The sequence below is a fragment of the Psychrobacter glacincola genome (genome assembly GCF_904846215.1).
GTDB classification, from domain to species: Bacteria; Pseudomonadota; Gammaproteobacteria; order Pseudomonadales; family Moraxellaceae; genus Psychrobacter; species Psychrobacter glacincola.
In genome coordinates this window covers 37,814-54,393 of the sequence record NZ_CAJGZK010000012.1, presented here as the reverse complement: position 1 = coordinate 54,393, position 16,580 = coordinate 37,814, and the positions used below count along the sequence as shown (strand labels likewise).

At 43.8% G+C, this 16,580-nt stretch carries 12 protein-coding genes; 3 read left to right on the top strand and 9 right to left on the bottom strand.

Annotation, left to right across the window (positions count from 1 at the left end):
- The first annotated feature begins 257 nt into the window (after window positions 1–257).
- Complete coding sequence (locus JMW90_RS08445) at window positions 258–1,016, top strand: IclR family transcriptional regulator (protein WP_201563158.1); 759 nt, start codon at window positions 258–260, stop codon at window positions 1,014–1,016.
- A 78-nt stretch (window positions 1,017–1,094) separates the two neighbouring features.
- On the opposite strand, the gene mmsB is transcribed toward JMW90_RS08445, so the two are convergent.
- The 8 genes from mmsB to JMW90_RS08405 form a co-directional block, all read right to left on the bottom strand.
- Window positions 1,095–2,024 (bottom strand): 3-hydroxyisobutyrate dehydrogenase, encoded by a 930-nt coding sequence (gene mmsB / locus JMW90_RS08440; protein WP_265089234.1) that lies wholly within the window; start codon window positions 2,022–2,024, stop codon window positions 1,095–1,097.
- 229 nt (window positions 2,025–2,253) lie between these two features.
- Complete coding sequence (locus JMW90_RS08435; RefSeq protein WP_201563154.1) at window positions 2,254–3,492, bottom strand: enoyl-CoA hydratase/isomerase family protein; 1,239 nt, start codon at window positions 3,490–3,492, stop codon at window positions 2,254–2,256.
- A gap of 211 nt (window positions 3,493–3,703) precedes the next feature.
- Entirely contained in the window at window positions 3,704–3,862 is a 159-nt protein-coding gene (locus JMW90_RS13730) for a hypothetical protein (RefSeq protein ID WP_227691906.1), read from the bottom strand.
- Window positions 3,863–4,086: 224 nt separating this feature from the next.
- On the bottom strand, window positions 4,087–5,247 hold the full coding sequence (locus tag JMW90_RS08425; RefSeq protein ID WP_201563152.1) for an acyl-CoA dehydrogenase family protein: 1,161 nt from the start codon (window positions 5,245–5,247) through the stop codon (window positions 4,087–4,089).
- Window positions 5,248–5,552: 305 nt separating this feature from the next.
- Window positions 5,553–7,037: a CoA-acylating methylmalonate-semialdehyde dehydrogenase gene (locus tag JMW90_RS08420; protein WP_201563150.1), complete on the bottom strand. Its 1,485-nt coding sequence runs from the start codon at window positions 7,035–7,037 to the stop codon at window positions 5,553–5,555.
- 309 nt (window positions 7,038–7,346) lie between these two features.
- Entirely contained in the window at window positions 7,347–9,377 is a 2,031-nt protein-coding gene (locus JMW90_RS08415) for a propionate--CoA ligase (RefSeq protein WP_201563148.1), read from the bottom strand.
- Window positions 9,378–9,593: 216 nt separating this feature from the next.
- On the bottom strand, window positions 9,594–11,264 hold the full coding sequence (locus tag JMW90_RS08410) for a fatty acid--CoA ligase (RefSeq protein ID WP_201563146.1): 1,671 nt from the start codon (window positions 11,262–11,264) through the stop codon (window positions 9,594–9,596).
- A gap of 251 nt (window positions 11,265–11,515) precedes the next feature.
- Window positions 11,516–12,763 carry an MFS transporter gene (locus JMW90_RS08405; protein ID WP_265089233.1) on the bottom strand — a complete coding sequence of 416 codons (1,248 nt, stop codon included), beginning with the start codon at window positions 12,761–12,763 and terminating at the stop codon, window positions 11,516–11,518.
- A 446-nt stretch (window positions 12,764–13,209) separates the two neighbouring features.
- On the opposite strand from JMW90_RS08405, the gene JMW90_RS08400 reads away from it, so the two are divergent.
- On the top strand, window positions 13,210–14,142 hold the full coding sequence (locus JMW90_RS08400; RefSeq protein WP_201563144.1) for a dienelactone hydrolase family protein: 933 nt from the start codon (window positions 13,210–13,212) through the stop codon (window positions 14,140–14,142).
- Between the two features lie 535 nt (window positions 14,143–14,677).
- On the top strand, window positions 14,678–15,100 hold the full coding sequence (locus JMW90_RS08395) for a tetratricopeptide repeat protein (protein ID WP_201563142.1): 423 nt from the start codon (window positions 14,678–14,680) through the stop codon (window positions 15,098–15,100).
- Between the two features lie 640 nt (window positions 15,101–15,740).
- Here the strand turns inward: JMW90_RS08395 and JMW90_RS08390 are convergent.
- On the bottom strand, window positions 15,741–16,523 hold the full coding sequence (locus JMW90_RS08390; protein ID WP_201563140.1) for an ankyrin repeat domain-containing protein: 783 nt from the start codon (window positions 16,521–16,523) through the stop codon (window positions 15,741–15,743).
- Window positions 16,524–16,580: the final 57 nt, after the last annotated feature.

Sequence of the window (16,580 nt, the reverse complement as noted above, 5' to 3'; positions counted from 1 at the left end):
CTCAAAAATACCTAGATTCCCAGATAATTTGGATATAAATCCACGCAAGGTAAACACGCTGCTATATAATAAGAGTTAGGCGTGTCTAAGGGTTATATTGTGCTAAATTAGATCCAATAAGCCAATTGCTGTATGCCTTTATACTTATTCATTTTTAGCCTTATCGCCTTGATTGTTCTACTCTATTTTGTACTAGGATTATATCCGTTATAGGGTAGCTACCTGCTTTATTTTTTTATTCTTATTGAGTCACATATATGCCAAAAGTATCGTCGATTACCCGTGTGCTAGAGATTATCGAGGCAGTGTCTTACGCCTCCAAGTCACTCTCGCCACTTGAGCTGTCGCAGAAGCTTGATATTCCAAAGCCGACCATCCATCGATTGATTCAAAATCTGGTTGATGAAGGGTTTGTGACTGTCGATATTGGTGGTGGCATTATACCGGGCAAGCGGGTGCGCAATTTAAGTGTCGAGCTTTGGCAGCAGCGACTATTCTTCAATGAGCGGCAAATGATTTTGCAAAATCTGGTTGATGAACTTAAGGAAACGTGCGGTATTGGCGTTCCTTATCATATGAATATGATCTATACCAACCGCGCAAAAACGACCTTGCCGTTACAGATTTATCTACCAGTGGGCGCAAAATCACCGATGTGGTGTACAGCAACCGGCAAGCTGTATTTGAGTCAATTATCAAGCGCAAGCCGCGAAAAGATACTGCAAAATTTACCACTAGATAAGTTCACCAAAAACACCATCACCGATATCGATGCATTAAATGCTGAGCTTGACCGTATCGCTGAAACAGGCATAGGTATCGATAACGAAGAGTTTATCTCTGAGATGGTGGCAATCGCCGTACCGATACGGGATACAAAATCACGCTACCTCGCTTCGCTGTATGTGCATGCACCAACCATACGGGTGTCTTTAGATGACCTCTTAACCCATGTCCCACAACTGCAAAAAGCAGCACAAGACATTCAGTCGCTGGTCTATGAGCTGCCCAGTTAACTGCCGTCATATATGAGCCAAAAAAGGTCTGCACTATTGTGATAATGCAGACCTTTTTTTATTTATATATGAAATAATTTAAGACAATGCAGAGCTGTCGTAACGCGCCATAATACTAGAAAAATCCCTATCGCCATTCTCGACGGTATGCGCTTCATAGAGCTCTGTTGCTTTGGCACCCATTGGCGTATCCACATTGGTATCTTGAGCGGTCTGCATGGCAAGATTAAGGTCTTTTTGCATCAACTTACTCATAAAGCCGCCTCGATAGCCATTGCTCGATGGGACATTTTCCATGACTTGCGGATAAGGATTATAGACCTCGAGTGTCCAGTTACGACCAGAGCTTTGCAGCATGATGTCTGATAGTACTTTCGGATCTAAGCCGTTTTTAACGCCTAAATTAATCGCTTCTGCCGTTCCTGCCATCAGAATACCTAACAGCATGTTATTGCATATTTTTGCGACTTGTCCGGCACCGTGCTCGCCTGCATGGAAGATATTTTTGCCCATGACAGCAAGTATTGTCTCGGCTTTGGCAAAGGCGTCATCGTCGCCACCAACGATAAAAGTCAGACTGCCTGCAATAGCACCGCCCGTACCACCAGAGACAGGCGCATCCAGGAAGTCTATACCAAGCTTGCTTGCTGCTTCTGCCACTAATCTAGCATCAGCGGCGGCGATGGTACTGCTATCAATGACCAATGTGCCTTTCGGTAAGCTTACAAGCAGACCGTCAGTACTGCCTTCTCCTAAATAAACAGAATGAACGTGTTTGCCTGCGGGTAGCATACTGATAACCACTCGGGCATTGCGTGCGGCATCTTTTGGGCTATCCGCGACACTTGCGCCTGATTGTGCTAAGCGCTGGGTCGCCTCTGCAGATAAGTCATATACAGATAACGCATAACCTGCCTTTAACAAGTTCTCCGCCATTGGTGCGCCCATATTACCAAGTCCGATAAAGGCGATATTTGGCTTTGCTATCTTACCATCATTATCAGTCATAGTTGTATTACTTGAATCTGTATCCTTTGTATCCATCTCATCGCTCCTTGATGATTGCTTATGCAATTAGTTTTAATTTTTTATTTAATCCACTTCTAAAAGGGTACAGCACTACTGGGGTTAATGATTCGCAGCCTCTGTCTGCGTAGGCACAGCAAGCAAGAAAAATTAACCCCAGTAGTACCTTATAACATTTGTATTTCTTTTATTTAGGACCGACTATGTATGGCTAGCGAACCGCTTCATTACCCAATGCTGTATCGCTAAGCCAATCGCCTAAAGGATGCGCGCCTTTCGTATAAGGATTGGTAAAGTGCTGCTCAATATATTCTTGTCCTTCAGGGCTGAGACACTCAGCTAACGTGCGTGACCATTGTGGATTGCGGTCTTTATCAATCAATAACGCCCGCACGCCTTCTTTAAAATCAGGATTGGCCGCGCAATGTACGGCAACATTGGTCTCTAGATACAGCACTTGCTCTAATGATAAATCAGTCACTTTATGATATAGCGCATAGGTCAAGGCGGCAGTCACCGGACAACCCTGTCGGTAGGTTGCTACTGCTCGCTGTGTCCAGCTGTCTTCTGAAAATTCTTTATCTATCTGTGCGAGCGCCTCGTCACTTTGTAATAGCGCATCGATGTCACCTAAGCCGCCGCTATTCATCAACTGCTGGATAGGATGCCAATAAGTTGCCAATTTACTAGCAGGCAATTCGGCTACCGGTTGCGCCGCGAGTGCACGGCTGACGATACTGTAGGCGCTGTTATGATGACGGTTATGACATTTATCTGTGCTGTCAGCTAGCGATTGCCAATTACTCTGTTTTAAGCGCTGCATGATGGCATCATAATCAGAACTGGCAACGGCATATTCTGCAAGATTGGCTAATAGAGCATCACTACCATTACACATCGCACCCGTTAGCCCCAAAAACAAACCTGTTTTCGCAGGCATACGCTGCAAGAACCAACTGCCAGAAGCATCAGGAAATAGCCCAATAGTAATCTCTGGCATGGCAAAGCGGGTGCGCTCGGTAACCAGTCGATGACTACAACCAGCCATCAGCCCCATGCCGCCACCCATGATAATGCCATCGCCCCAAAGTATTAATGGTTTCGAGTAAAAGTGCATTTGTCGATAAAGGCTGTATTCATTACCAAAAAACTCTGTGGCGTATGGATTTGGCAGCGGTGCATTTATAGACATACTGTCATAGAGCTTACGTATATCACCGCCCGCACAAAATGCCTTATCGCCTGAGCCTTTTAATAGCAGTGCCACCACTTGTTCATCACTTTCCCACTGCTCTAGTTGCTGTGATAATAATTGACACATCTCAACGCTCAAGGCATTGAGCGATTTGGGTGTATTTAATGTCATTATCCCAATAAGGTGACCACAATCTGTCGGTTCGGTGCTGAATAATACTGGCGCTTCTGGCTTGCCTTCTATAGCTGCTGTCATAAAATTGACCTACAAAAATTAAATGAAAAAATATTATGCTTAAAAATAAAGCAGTAAGCTCTATTTATTTTGCCAAACAGGCTTATGCTTCTCTAAGAAGGCTTGCACGCCTTCACGCTGATCCATGGTGTCGAACAACTTCACAAATGCTTCACGCTCATCGACAAGGTTTTGCGCAGGCGGTATATTTCTAGCAGCTTGAATCAGTCATTTACACTGCGTAGATATCATCATTGGCATTAAGGTCAGTAATTAACTGCTTAAGCGCCTTTAGACTGTCCATCGTCCAAGTATGAGCAGGTGGATTATTGTTTGTGAGTGTGGCAGTATGACCATCAATCGATAGTTTTAAGTTGGTATAATCCGTCATGGAACATCCTTGTTATAGTCGTTCCACTATTAAATAAATACAGCGCTACTGGGATAAATTTTGCGCAGCCTCTGTCTGCGCAGGCACAGCAAGCAAGTAAAATTTACACCAGTAGCGCCTGACAATAGTTGTACTTTTTTTATTTAGGACTGACTATATAATTTTCTATAAAATTGCTTTATTTATACATTCGAATCGGCGAGTTATTTATTCATATAAAGTGATTAACGTAACTGGCTTAGCGCATCGTCTTGTAGTAGCTGGCGCGAGACAATCACGCGCATAATCTCATTGGTGCCTTCTAAAATTTGATGCACACGCAAATCACGGACATGACGCTCAAGTGGATATTCGTTTAGATAACCATAACCACCATGTAATTGTAGGGCTTCATTAGCGACATCGAAGCAAAGATCAGTCGATAATCGCTTTGCCATCGCACAATAAGTAGACGCTTGCGCATCCTTATTATCAACTTTATTGGCTGCTAGATAGAGCATTTGCCGTGCGGTAATGGTTTGAGTCAGCATATCAGCAAGCTTAAACTGTACTGATTGTAAGCCGGCAATCGGGCTGCCAAACTGGCTACGTTCTTGCACATAATTGGTTGCTGTCTCGAGCGCTGACTGTGCTGTACCAACAGCGCAAATACCGATATTGATACGACCACCATCTAAGCCCTTCATAGCGATACGAAAGCCTTGTCCTTCTTCGCCGATGAGATTCTCTGCTGGCACCTTGACATCTTTAAAACTAATTGCTCGCGTTGGCTGCGCTTTCCAGCCCATTTTATGCTCGTTTTTGCCATATTCGATACCAGCGCTGTCGGCGTCAACAACGAACGCTGAAATACCTTTTGGTCCTGCACCGCCGGTACGAGCCATGACCACTAACACATCGGTTGAGCCTGCGCCTGAGATAAAGGTTTTTTCACCGTTGAGCACATAATACTCGCCTTGCTTATCGGCTTTGGTGCGTAGTGACGCCGCATCAGAACCAGCATTGGGTTCGGTTAAGCAATAACTGCCAAGCCATTCACCACTGACCATATTCGGCAAATATTTTTTGCACAACGCATCGCTACCAAATTCACCAATCATCCAGCTTGCCATATTATGAATACTTATATAGGCAGCAACAGCCGTATCGCCCCATGCCAGCTCTTCAAAAACCATGGCAGAATCTAAGCGCGGTAAACCCAAACCATCATATTCTGGATTGGTATAGAGTCCCAAAAAACCAAGCTCCCCTGATTTCTTAATCACATCAATTGGAAAGTGCGAGGTACGATCCCACTCAGCCGAGTTTGGCTTTAGCTCTTTTTGCGCAAACTGTCTGGCAGTTTGACGAAAGGCGATTTGGTCATCAGTCAATGAAAAATCCATAAGGTCATCCTTGGGCTTGCAGAGCAAATATGGTGAATTAGGTTTGAGGTTATCACTTTAATATCGCTTATATAGTATAGCAGCGGCATAACGACAATCATAAAATCATGCTTTTTCTAAAAAACGCTAAGTAAAATTGCTGCTATAGTTAAAATATCTCAAAAACGCTACAGTGCTGCTGGTATAAATTTTTCGCAGCCTCTGTCTGCGTAGGCACAGCAAGCAAGAAAAATTAATATCAGCAGTACTTGATGTATCGATATTACTTTTCCCTGACTATATAACACAAATATAAGGCATTAACCTTAAATTGAAATAGTCGTATTAACGCCGCGACTTGCCTCATCATCAAACCAACGTGCCGTAACGGTCTTGGTTTGGGTATAAAATTGCACCGCCTGCTTGCCATAAGGACCGAGATCACCAAGCTTACTAGCACGTGAGCCTGAGAATGAGAACATCGGTAATGGCACAGGAATCGGCAAGTTGATACCGATTTGACCGACCTGTACATCTTGTTGGAATTTATGGGCAGCAGCGCCTGACTGGGTAAATATTGCCGTGCCATTACCATGTGGATTGGCATTAAGCAGCTCAATCGCTTCATCCAAGCTATTGGCACGCATGATACATAATACTGGACCAAAGATTTCTTCTTTGTAGATTTGCATGTCTGCGGTGACGTTATCAAAGATAGTAGGGCCAACGAAGTTACCCTTCTCATAGCCCTCAACGGTAATACCGCGACCATCAAGAATCAAACTTGCGCCTTCTTCTACCCCTGTGCCAATCAAATGCTCAACGCGCGCTTTTGCGGCAGGAGAAATCAGCGGACCTAAGTCTTTATCATTTTTGCCAGCTGAGACGATTAAGCCTTCTGCTTTGGCTTTGATATCATCAATCCACTCACCTGCTGCGCCAACCAGCACAACGACAGACAGTGCCATACAACGTTGACCAGCAGCACCAAATGCTGCACCTGCTAACTGATTGAGCGTCTGCTCTTTATTGGCATCAGGTAAAATAACGCCATGATTTTTAGCGCCCATCATACACTGCGCACGTTTACCTGACTGACTGGCGCGCTCATAGACGTGTTTACCGACGTTGGTGGAGCCGACAAAAGAGACCGCTTTAATATCAGGATGATCACAAATCGCATCGACGGTTGCTTTGCCGCCATGTACCACGTTTAGTACGCCTTCAGGTACGCCAGCTTCGATAGCAAGCTCAACCAAACGCATCGTGACCATTGGATCTTGCTCAGATGGTTTTAGGATAAAAGTATTGCCGGTGGCAATCGCCATTGGGAACATCCATAGTGGAATCATCGCTGGAAAGTTAAATGGCGTGATACCAGCACAGACACCTAGCGGCTGCCAGATACTATAAGTGTCAACGCCTGAAGCAACGTTTTCAACGAAATCACCAATCTGTAAGTTGGCAATCCCTGCTGCGTGCTCCACCACTTCTAACCCACGGAATACATCCCCACGCGCATCGGCAATGGTTTTGCCCTGCTCTGCAGTCAAGATTTCTGCCAGCTCATCCATGTGCTCACGAATTAGTGCCTGATACTTCAAAAATATACGCGCACGTGTGGTAATTGGTGTTTTGCGCCAGGTTTGAAAAGCGGTCTTTGCTGCTGCAACGGCTTGGTTTATTTCATCGTCAGTCGTTTGCGGTACTTTGGCGATGACTTCTTGAGTGGCAGGATCGGTGATATCAATCCATTCGTCAGTGTTTGAGTCGACAAATTGACCATTGATGAGCTGTTTAACGTGGTGCATAAGATATCCTTATCTTGTTTGCGAAGCTACCATTCGACGGTGTCTTTATATTTATAAAAAGGATTAAAACGAAAAGATTTTATTAGATAAAATGTCAAATAAAACCTTATTTTAAAGTGATTTATTTTGTATCATTATTGACTATAACAATAAATCAATTTTAGGGTCAAGTGTTTTATGTGCATTGATTGTGTCTATATCCAAGCCAAAAAAAGCCCATGATGACTCATGAGCTTTTTTATGACACTGAGGTTATGGTATTAATATCATTATAATCTGCCAACAGTGTCTCTTAGCTACCATTCTTTATCAATAGTCTTTCATCGATTGCTTGATGGCATCAATCGCTACTGGATTGTCAAGCGTTGACATATCACCGGTCTCCTTGCCTTCTGCCAAAGCACGAATAGCGCGGCGTAAGATTTTGCCAGAGCGGGTCTTTGGCAGTGCCTGCGGAAAATAAATAGCCGCCGGCCTTGCAATACCACCAAGCGATTTGACCACAGCTCCAATCACTTGCTGCTCAATGCGGAAGCGGTTTTCAGTAGTCGTAACTTGCTCGTGATCTTTTAGCACACAGAACGCAATGGGCAACTCGCCTTTTAGTTCATCTTGAATACCCACGACGGCGCACTCCGCCATCTCTGGATGTGTACTAATCGCTTCCTCAATCTCTTGAGTACCGATACGATGGCCTGCGACATTAATTACATCATCAGTACGCCCAAGTATATGAAAATAGCCATCTTCGTCAACGACAGCATAGTCTGACGTTGAGTATTGATTGCTATCAGTCAAGCTAAAATAGCTATCGATGAAGCGCTTATCGTTACGCCAAACCGTAGTCAAACAGCCCGGTGGCAAGGGTGCGCGAATGGCTAATAAACCCTTTTCGCCAGCCGCACAAGGCTCGCCAGTGTCTTCATGAATCACTTGTGCATCATAGCCATACATGGGGAAACCAGGGGAGCCTTTTTTGTGGGGTTTGTCATTAAATTTAGGTGTATTGCTCAAAATAGGCCAGCCTGACTCGGTTTGCCAATAATGATCTAAAATCGGTACGTTCAAATGCTTAGTCAGCCAATTGGCGGTCGACTCATCAAGCGGCTCGCCTGCCAAAAAGAACGATTTCACGCTGGAGACATCATAACGTGTCATCCACGTTTCATCTTGTTTTTTGAGCATACGTACACCAGTCGGAGCGGTAAATAAAATATTAACCTTGTTGGCTTCCACGATACGCCACCAGATACCTGGATTTGGTCGATGCGGCAGACCTTCATACATGACACTGGTCATGCCAGCGAGCAGTGGCGCATAAATAGTGTAAGAGTGTCCCACTGCCCAACCGATATCTGATATTGCCCAAAAGGTTTCGCCCGCTTTACCGTCATAGATATAGTCCATCGATGTCGTCAGCGCTACCGCATGACCGCCCGTATCACGCTGCACGCCTTTTGGTGTGCCTGTCGTACCAGAAGTATAAAGTAAGTATGAAGGCTCATTTGACTCAAGCCATACTGGTTCCACAACAGCATTGGCGTCACAGCTGATGCGCCGCTGGCTCGCATAATCAATATCTTTATCTTTTGGCTCATAAGGCAAGATACCACGATTAACGACCAGCACATGCTCAGGCTTCACATTGGCTTGCTCGACGCCTTTATCGACGAGGTTTTTATAGTTAATAACCTTACCACCACGCAAACCTGAGTCTACTGTGATGACCATTTTTGCTTCAGCATCGTCCATTCGAATCGCTAAGTTATGTGCCGCAAAACCACCGAACACGACTGAATGCACCGCGCCAATACGCGCACACGCGAGCATCGCGTATGCCGCCTCTAAAATCATTGGCATATAAATAATGACACGGTCACCTTTTTCGATACCGTGACGCTGTAGCACATCGGCGAAGTAATTGACTTCTTTATATAAATCGTTATAAGTCAGGCGGCGCTTGGTATAATCCGTATAAAACTCAACGTTATTGCCCAAATCTTTAAACGCGTCTACGACTGCTGGGAAAGTCTGAATTAACTCTTGATTGATCTCTGAAGACAACCAGACAAAAGCATCTTGCTCAGCACGATCTGGTATATGGCGATCCACACAGTTATAGCAAAGATTGGTCTCACCGCCGACGTACCACTTAGCAAATGGTAAATTGCTGTCATCGAGAATCTGCTCAGGCTCTTTGTGCCAGTAGATACGCTTTGCTTGCTCCGCCCAAAACTGCTCAGGATTGTTAATAGAAGCGTTATAAATATCAGCAAAGCTTGAGGGTTGCGTGGTTTGAGAAGGTTGCGTTGCCGCTTGGTTTTTGATTGTGTCGCTCATAATAGCTGTCCTTAGCGTAAACAAGATATGATGCAATATAATTGTCGATATAGTTACGAATATAGTTGTGATAGACAATATCGTAATAAGGCGCTGGTCATCCGTGCCAGAACTAAAAAACCGATACATTACGTATCGGTTTAAAATGTAGCAGAGCTAACAATAAAGGTCAACTATTAAGCCTATTATCTGCTTAATATTGAGCTACTTTAAACACTATACCTCGCTCTGATTGGCATACATCTCACGCATCACTTTTTTATCGTGTTTACCAACAGAGGTCTTTGGTAGTTCATCGACAAACTTAAACTGACTGGGTACACCGTATTTTGGAATGATGCCGCGAGATACCGCCTGCTCTGCCAGCGCTTTGATGTCATCGACTTTGGTATCTTGGCAATTCGGTTTGAGTACCACCAATGCCAATGGACGCTCGCCCCACTGCTTATCACGGACCCCAATCACAGACACATCCGCTACCGAAGGATGTAGCGATAAAATCGTCTCAATCTCTAGTGAGGATATCCATTCGCCACCTGATTTAATCACATCTTTTAAGCGATCAGTGATTTTGATATAACCATCCGGACGTATATAAGCGATATCCTGAGTATGCATATAGCCATTTTCCCACAGCTCTTTGCCAGCATCATCATTTTTTAAATAGCTTTGTGTGAGCCAAGGAGCGCGTAATACCAGCTCGCCAGTATTGTCCTGACCCGTACCAACTGGCTGATTGTTTTCTCCCCATACTTGAGCATCAACCATAAGCACAGGTTTACCTGTCATACAGCGGCGAGCGATATCCTCTTCTTCGCTTAGCTGCGGCTCATTAAGAGTAAAATCCGTCAAGCTAATCAAAGGTGCCGTTTCCGACATGCCGTAACCGGTATAGACTTCGATACCCTGATCCATCGCCGCTTTTGCCAAGCCTTCTGTCAATCGTGAGCCACCAATAATCATTTTTAGACCATTAAAGCTGGCACCACGGTCTTGCGCTTCTTTGAGCACCATTTGCAAAATGGTCGGTACGCAGTGAGTGATACTGACTTTTTCATTGATAATCAAATCCATCAGCAAATCAGGTGCATAACGCCCAGGATAGACTTGTTTTAGTCCTGTCATGGTAGCCGTAAACGGAAAGCCCCACGCATGAACGTGGAACATCGGGGTCATTGGCATATAGACATCGCCATAGCTGACGCCTTGCTTGTTTGGCAACATACCAATCGACGCCGCTTCAGTCAGTGTATGCAGTACCAACTGACGGTGACTAAAGAATACCCCTTTTGGATCGCCTGTCGTACCTGAAGTATAAAAAGTCGTGGCAATGGTATTTTCATCAAAATCTGGAAAATCGAAATGGTCATCAGCGGCATCAAGTAGCGCCTCATACTCACCTTTGACGCGGTTCTGATTGCCACCGAATACGCCCTCAGAGGTCACACCATCATCGTCTAGCCAAATAATATGCTCGATGCTGGAGTTTTCAAACTGATAGTCTTTGACCAATGGCGCAAATTCAGAGTTGAGTAGCAGTACTTTGGGTTTCGCATGATTGATGGTATAAAGAATTTTATCCGGTGACAGACGAATATTGACCGTCTGCAAAATATACTCTGACATTGGCACCGCAAAATAGGATTCCAGATAGCGATGACTGTCCCAATCCATAACCGCCACCACATCACCAGCATCAAGGTTCAAGCTGTCTAAAACATTCGCCAAGCGATTGATACGGTTAAACAAGTCTTTATAAGTAAAACGTTTTTTATCCGCATAAACGATTTCTTGATCTTGTGATACGGTTTTGGCACGGTTTAATAATTGCTTAATCAGTAGCGGAAAATCATAGGCAGATGGCGCACTGCGATAGATATTTGACATAAGTTTAACGTCCTTGTTTATAGTATTTTTGAATGCAGATAAAACCGATTGACTGGCTGTCACTCATGATTACATGGTGATATTTTTATCAATAACCTCTTGATAGTAAGAAAAAACCAGCCTTATGTAAAGGCACGACACGTAAGTAGCACAATACTCAGTGTTCGAAAATAATCGTTTCTCAATCTCTCAGCTTGTGATAGCTTATTTTATCTCTTATGTTGGTTTGTCTGATGTTAGTTTGTCTGTCATTAAGCAGGACGCGGTTTTGTTTTTATCATGCCAAAACTTGCGACCAAAAGTGCCAATACTTGCACAAATAATAACAGCCAAACCGTCATTGACCACTGTCCACGCGCATAAACGATACCACACAGCCACGCGCCCATCGTACCGCCTGCATAATAAGCCATGTAATATAAACCCGAGGCTAATGAGCGACCTTTTGTGACATTGACTGCAATATAACTGATGGTTGCCGCTTGGGTAATAAAGACGCCTGACGACATAATAGCAAGCCCAACGACAATACCCCATAATGGCGTGACCAGTGTTAATAGCGCACCAAGCATCGAAAAAATCACTGCCACTCGAACGGTGCGTGCTGCGCCAAATCGACGTAATAGTGTGGTCGACAATGGCGTGATAATCACTCCGATTAAATACACCGCAAAAATATTGGCAAGTGCGCCAGTGCCAAGCTCATAAGGCGTGCCAGCAAGATGTAGATTGATAAAAGTAAAGCAGCCTACGAGCGAAAACAGTACGCAAGCACCAAGCAAACAGGCGGTTACCACATAACGGTTAGTCAGATGCTCACCAAGCGTTTGCATCGCTGAGCGAAAGTTTGGATTGGCCACAAAATGCCGCGATGAGGGCAGCATTTTACCAACCCATAACGCACCGATAAGTGTCATCGCTGCCATCACATAATAGCCTGCACGCCAGCCAATATATTCATGCAAATGCCCCAGCAAAAATCGCCCCATAAAGCCGCCGAGTACTGAGCCTGAGACATAGAATGACATCAGCTCTGTGACAGCCCGCCCCTCGAACTCCTCACCGATATAAGCAATGGTCACCACTGTGATACCTGGCACAGATAATCCTTGCATAAACCGCCACATGCCAATCCAGCCAATACTGGGGCTTTGAGCGATTAAAGCCGTGGGTATCGCTAAAAACAACAGTGCGCCAACAATAAAGGATTTACGCCCGACCGCATCCGACAGCATACCTAGAAACGGTGACATAATGGCAATAGCCATCACTGTCGCGCCCACAATCATCCCTGCCTGCACTTCAGTGGCTGAAAAATCCACCATTAATACTGGCAAAACTGCCTGAATAGAATATACCTGCAAAAAGGCAAACATCCCAATCAGACCGATCGTTAGCTTTAATATCCATGAAGGCGAATCAAAAGGTACTTTTGTGAGCGCTTGGATACCGCGTCCAGTTAAAGCGCTATTTTCACCGTTACTTTTATCTTTAGTCATGTTCGTAGCATTAATATTTATATCATTATTCAAAAGAGTGCTGACTATAAAAAAGGCTCTTTTAGCTTAGGCTAAATGGGCGTGAGTAATAGGAATTTGGCGATGAGGTGTAAAACATCTCATGACTATTAATCTGTGATTGTAAAAACCCGTGATTTATAGCCAAAAAATTTAGAAATAAGTCATTCTAACCATAGTGCTGTCAATTACAGCGGCGTTCATCAAAATCTTGTGAATAAAAGCAGCTATGTTTTATATTATCACAGCACACAACAAACTCAGGTTCTACTATGTTACTTATCTGCACTCAGTACTGTATAGGTGATTTATATTTTTGACACACAGCAGATTAGTGTCTACCATTATTTTACTGTCTTTCATTATTGATAGTAATTAAAAACGTATCATAACTCGCCAAAAGACCTTTATAAAACAGATCATTTATCATGCTAAATATACCTTTTTTTTCGACATCAATAATCGCTACTAGCGCGCTGCTATTTTCGATGAATGTGACCGCTTTTACATCAGAAAAATTATTGCTAACACCTGCATTACCAGTGACTCTAGCATCTACTGCATCAGCCATCCCTCATTGCATCGCCGATAGCGCGATTAGCGCCGATGCGCTATCAGGCACGCGCGATAAGGGTCCTTTTTCTATCGCTACCAAATCTCTAGGGCGCCAGTCGGCAAAAGGGTTCGGTGGTGGTACGATTCACTACCCGACCAACGCTAGCGGCTGCGGTCTGTTAGGCGCTATTGCCGTGGTTCCTGGTTACGTTTCTTACGAGAATTCTATCAAGTGGTGGGGACCGCGTCTGGCTTCTTGGGGCTTTGTCGTTATCACCATCAATACCAACTCTATCTACGATGATCCCGACAGTAGAGCAACACAGCTGAATGCGGCGCTAGACCAGATGATTGCCGATGACACCGTCGGCAGTATGATAGATCCTGAGCGGTTGGGCGCTATTGGCTGGTCAATGGGCGGTGGCGGTGCGCTTAAACTGGCAACGGAGCGCAGCACAGTACGCGCTATTATGCCACTAGCACCCTATTATGACAAAAGCTATGGCGAGGTAAAAACGCCAACCTTAGTCATTACCTGCGAGAATGACCGGATTGCTGAGAATAAGAAATATGCCAATGCGTTCTATAAAGATACCATCGGCCCCAAGATGAAGGTTGAAGTAAACAATGGCAGTCACTTTTGTCCAAGCTACCGCTTTAACGAGATACTCTTAAGTAAGCCTGGCATCGCCTGGATGCAGCGTTATATGAATAATGATACCCGCTTCGATAAATTTTTATGTGCCAACGAAAACTATAGCAAAAGCCCTCGTATCTCAGCTTATGATTATAAAAACTGCTTATAATTCTCTCAAAATAAAAACCGCTGCATTGCAAAACCTCTGCTTGCCGTTTTTAAAGCCTATCAAAGCCTGCGCCTGCGCGTTGGTGCTCATGGCGCTGACCGCATCTTTTGCCTCCAAACCGCTAACTATAGTCAAAATACCCTAAAAACGCGACGGTACTGCTGGTATGAATTTTTTGCCGCCTCAGTCTAAGCAAGCACATAAGTCTTAGGCGCCGTGGTCAGACCATCTTGGGCAAAGGCACAATTTTGATATCCACCACAAAAGCATATTTCTCCTACGCTTGTTTAATCCTAAAGCGCTCAATCATAAAGCGCTCAATCATAAAATAATAAACAGCAGATAAATTCAATCGTCTATTGAGTCAGCGCAGGTAGGGTGCTATTTTACAGTCCCTGCTGATGTATACCCCCAAACAGTAACACCAACGATGTCAAAATAACGATTTGCGCGTATTGCGCCTACAGTTTCGCTCATCGTTTTGCCCACAGTTCTCCCTATAATGATAAATTCGATTTTAAAAAGGAAGTGAGTCATGATTAATACCAAAATATATAAGTCTATCTATACCTTGGCTGAAAAGCTACTAGAAGCCGATAGAAAAGGTCATCAAGAAGCCTTTAGTTGGCTATATGATGAGTTAAAAGCGATTTGTGTCGATAATGAAAATACCGATAAAGACCATCCTGAACAGTGGGAAACGCTGGCTGATTTCACCGCAGGGTTAGACGAAGCGTTAGTCATTTATGATAAGGCACTGGAGAAAGCCAAAGCAATCAATTCAAAAGATCATTTGTCATCGATTGCTTTCTCTATGGCGGTTATCCAAGTTGAGTTGGGGCAAAAGGACGCTGCTATTACTAGCCTACAGAACGCAAAAATCACTGCCAATAAAATCGAAGACAAAGAATTGAAAGTGGAGATAGATGAATTGCTGACCAAATTATTAGCAGAATAAATAACCCAAACTGCCAATACTGTCAATCCGGCATCGATACAATATAAAATCAATACCTGTCTACATTCGTAATTGAAGAAAACAAACCATGATGATTTGGTCGAAAATGATGCCGTTGCTCAGCACTATTGTGATTGGGCGATCAAGCTAGCACATGACTGGCGCATGACTGGCGCGGTACTCAGGGTTTTTGCCCAGCCCACTCCTATTTGGTCAAATTTACAAACAGCGAGTTTGAAACAGCCTTGTTAAAAGCCATTGCAAAGGCACGACTTAAGCTTAAAAACACTTAACCATAGTTAAAATATAGTGAGTTTATTACAAAAGTGTTATAACGCTATTGGTATGAATTTTACGCAGCCTCTGGGAACGCAGCACGCCAGTAAAATTTATACCAATAGCGCGTTTGAATTTTCATAACATTTTTATTTTCATCTGACTATATATCAAAACGCTACAGTACTGCTGGTATAAATTTTTTGCAGCCTCTGTCTGCATAGGCACAGCAAGCAAAAAAATTAATATCAGCAGTACTTGATGTATCGATATTACTTTTCCCTGACTATAATGATTTTTTTGTAGTCATATATTATAAAAAAGGCAACCATTTTGGTCGCCTTTTTTAATTTTGATAACGCTATTACTCGCAACTTGCCTTGCCCGTGCGATGATTGATAGCACCATTTGCCTTTAGCAGTTGCTGCATCTCTATATGCCCACGCGTACAGGCATAAGAGTATGCGCCTTGATTATAAGAACCAAGTTTCTTATCTTTAGTGGTCGCCACCAGATTTGGATTGGCACCTTTTGACAGCAAGTATTTTACGGTTTCAATTCGGTTATTACTGGCAGCAACCATAATCAAGGTCTCGCCATCACTCTCTAAGGTTTGATCATTTAAATTGACTGGTGTTTGAGCATTTAGTAACCCATGTACCTTTTTGACCACTTTGGTGTTTTTGCCCAATACGGCAGATTTTAGAACGTTATAGACATCGCCTTTATCAGTCGCCTGCAAGCTTGCACCTTGGGCAATCAGATAATCAACCATGTCTTCATAACCAATAAATGCCGCCCAGCCCAGTGCTGTTTGATCAAGGTTACCGGTGTCTTTGGCTTCTAAATTCTGACCCTGTGCTACCATATATTTGACAGTCGCGAGATCTCCGCGTTTTACAGCATCGAACCATCTGGCATCTGCGCCTGTAGAAGGTTTTTCATAAAAATTACGATAAGACAGCTTGTCTTTATTGGCAATATCAAAATTTTCAGCAGCACTGAAGCGAAATCCTGCTTGCAACGTCGGTGCAACTTTTACGATATTATCTTGGGTGGCATTGCTAGCTGCATCTAAACTTGAACAACCGGTTAATAACATGACTGCCATGAGAGCTGATGCACTGATTTTGCAAACGAATTTCATAATACGACCCTTTAATAATTTTGAAGTCAATTTAAATAATTTTCACTAAAATAGCAT

Coding starts and splice junctions, on each gene's coding strand:
- JMW90_RS08445 (WP_201563158.1), top strand. CDS start 258: ATGCCAAAAGTATCGTCGATTACCCGTGTGCTAGAGATTATCGAGGCA.
- mmsB (WP_265089234.1), bottom strand. CDS start 2,024: ATGACTGATAATGATGGTAAGATAGCAAAGCCAAATATCGCCTTTATC.
- JMW90_RS08435 (WP_201563154.1), bottom strand. CDS start 3,492: ATGACAGCAGCTATAGAAGGCAAGCCAGAAGCGCCAGTATTATTCAGC.
- JMW90_RS13730 (WP_227691906.1), bottom strand. CDS start 3,862: ATGACGGATTATACCAACTTAAAACTATCGATTGATGGTCATACTGCC.
- JMW90_RS08425 (WP_201563152.1), bottom strand. CDS start 5,247: ATGGATTTTTCATTGACTGATGACCAAATCGCCTTTCGTCAAACTGCC.
- JMW90_RS08420 (WP_201563150.1), bottom strand. CDS start 7,037: ATGCACCACGTTAAACAGCTCATCAATGGTCAATTTGTCGACTCAAAC.
- JMW90_RS08415 (WP_201563148.1), bottom strand. CDS start 9,377: ATGAGCGACACAATCAAAAACCAAGCGGCAACGCAACCTTCTCAAACC.
- JMW90_RS08410 (WP_201563146.1), bottom strand. CDS start 11,264: ATGTCAAATATCTATCGCAGTGCGCCATCTGCCTATGATTTTCCGCTA.
- JMW90_RS08405 (WP_265089233.1), bottom strand. CDS start 12,763: ATGACTAAAGATAAAAGTAACGGTGAAAATAGCGCTTTAACTGGACGC.
- JMW90_RS08400 (WP_201563144.1), top strand. CDS start 13,210: ATGCTAAATATACCTTTTTTTTCGACATCAATAATCGCTACTAGCGCG.
- JMW90_RS08395 (WP_201563142.1), top strand. CDS start 14,678: ATGATTAATACCAAAATATATAAGTCTATCTATACCTTGGCTGAAAAG.
- JMW90_RS08390 (WP_201563140.1), bottom strand. CDS start 16,523: ATGAAATTCGTTTGCAAAATCAGTGCATCAGCTCTCATGGCAGTCATG.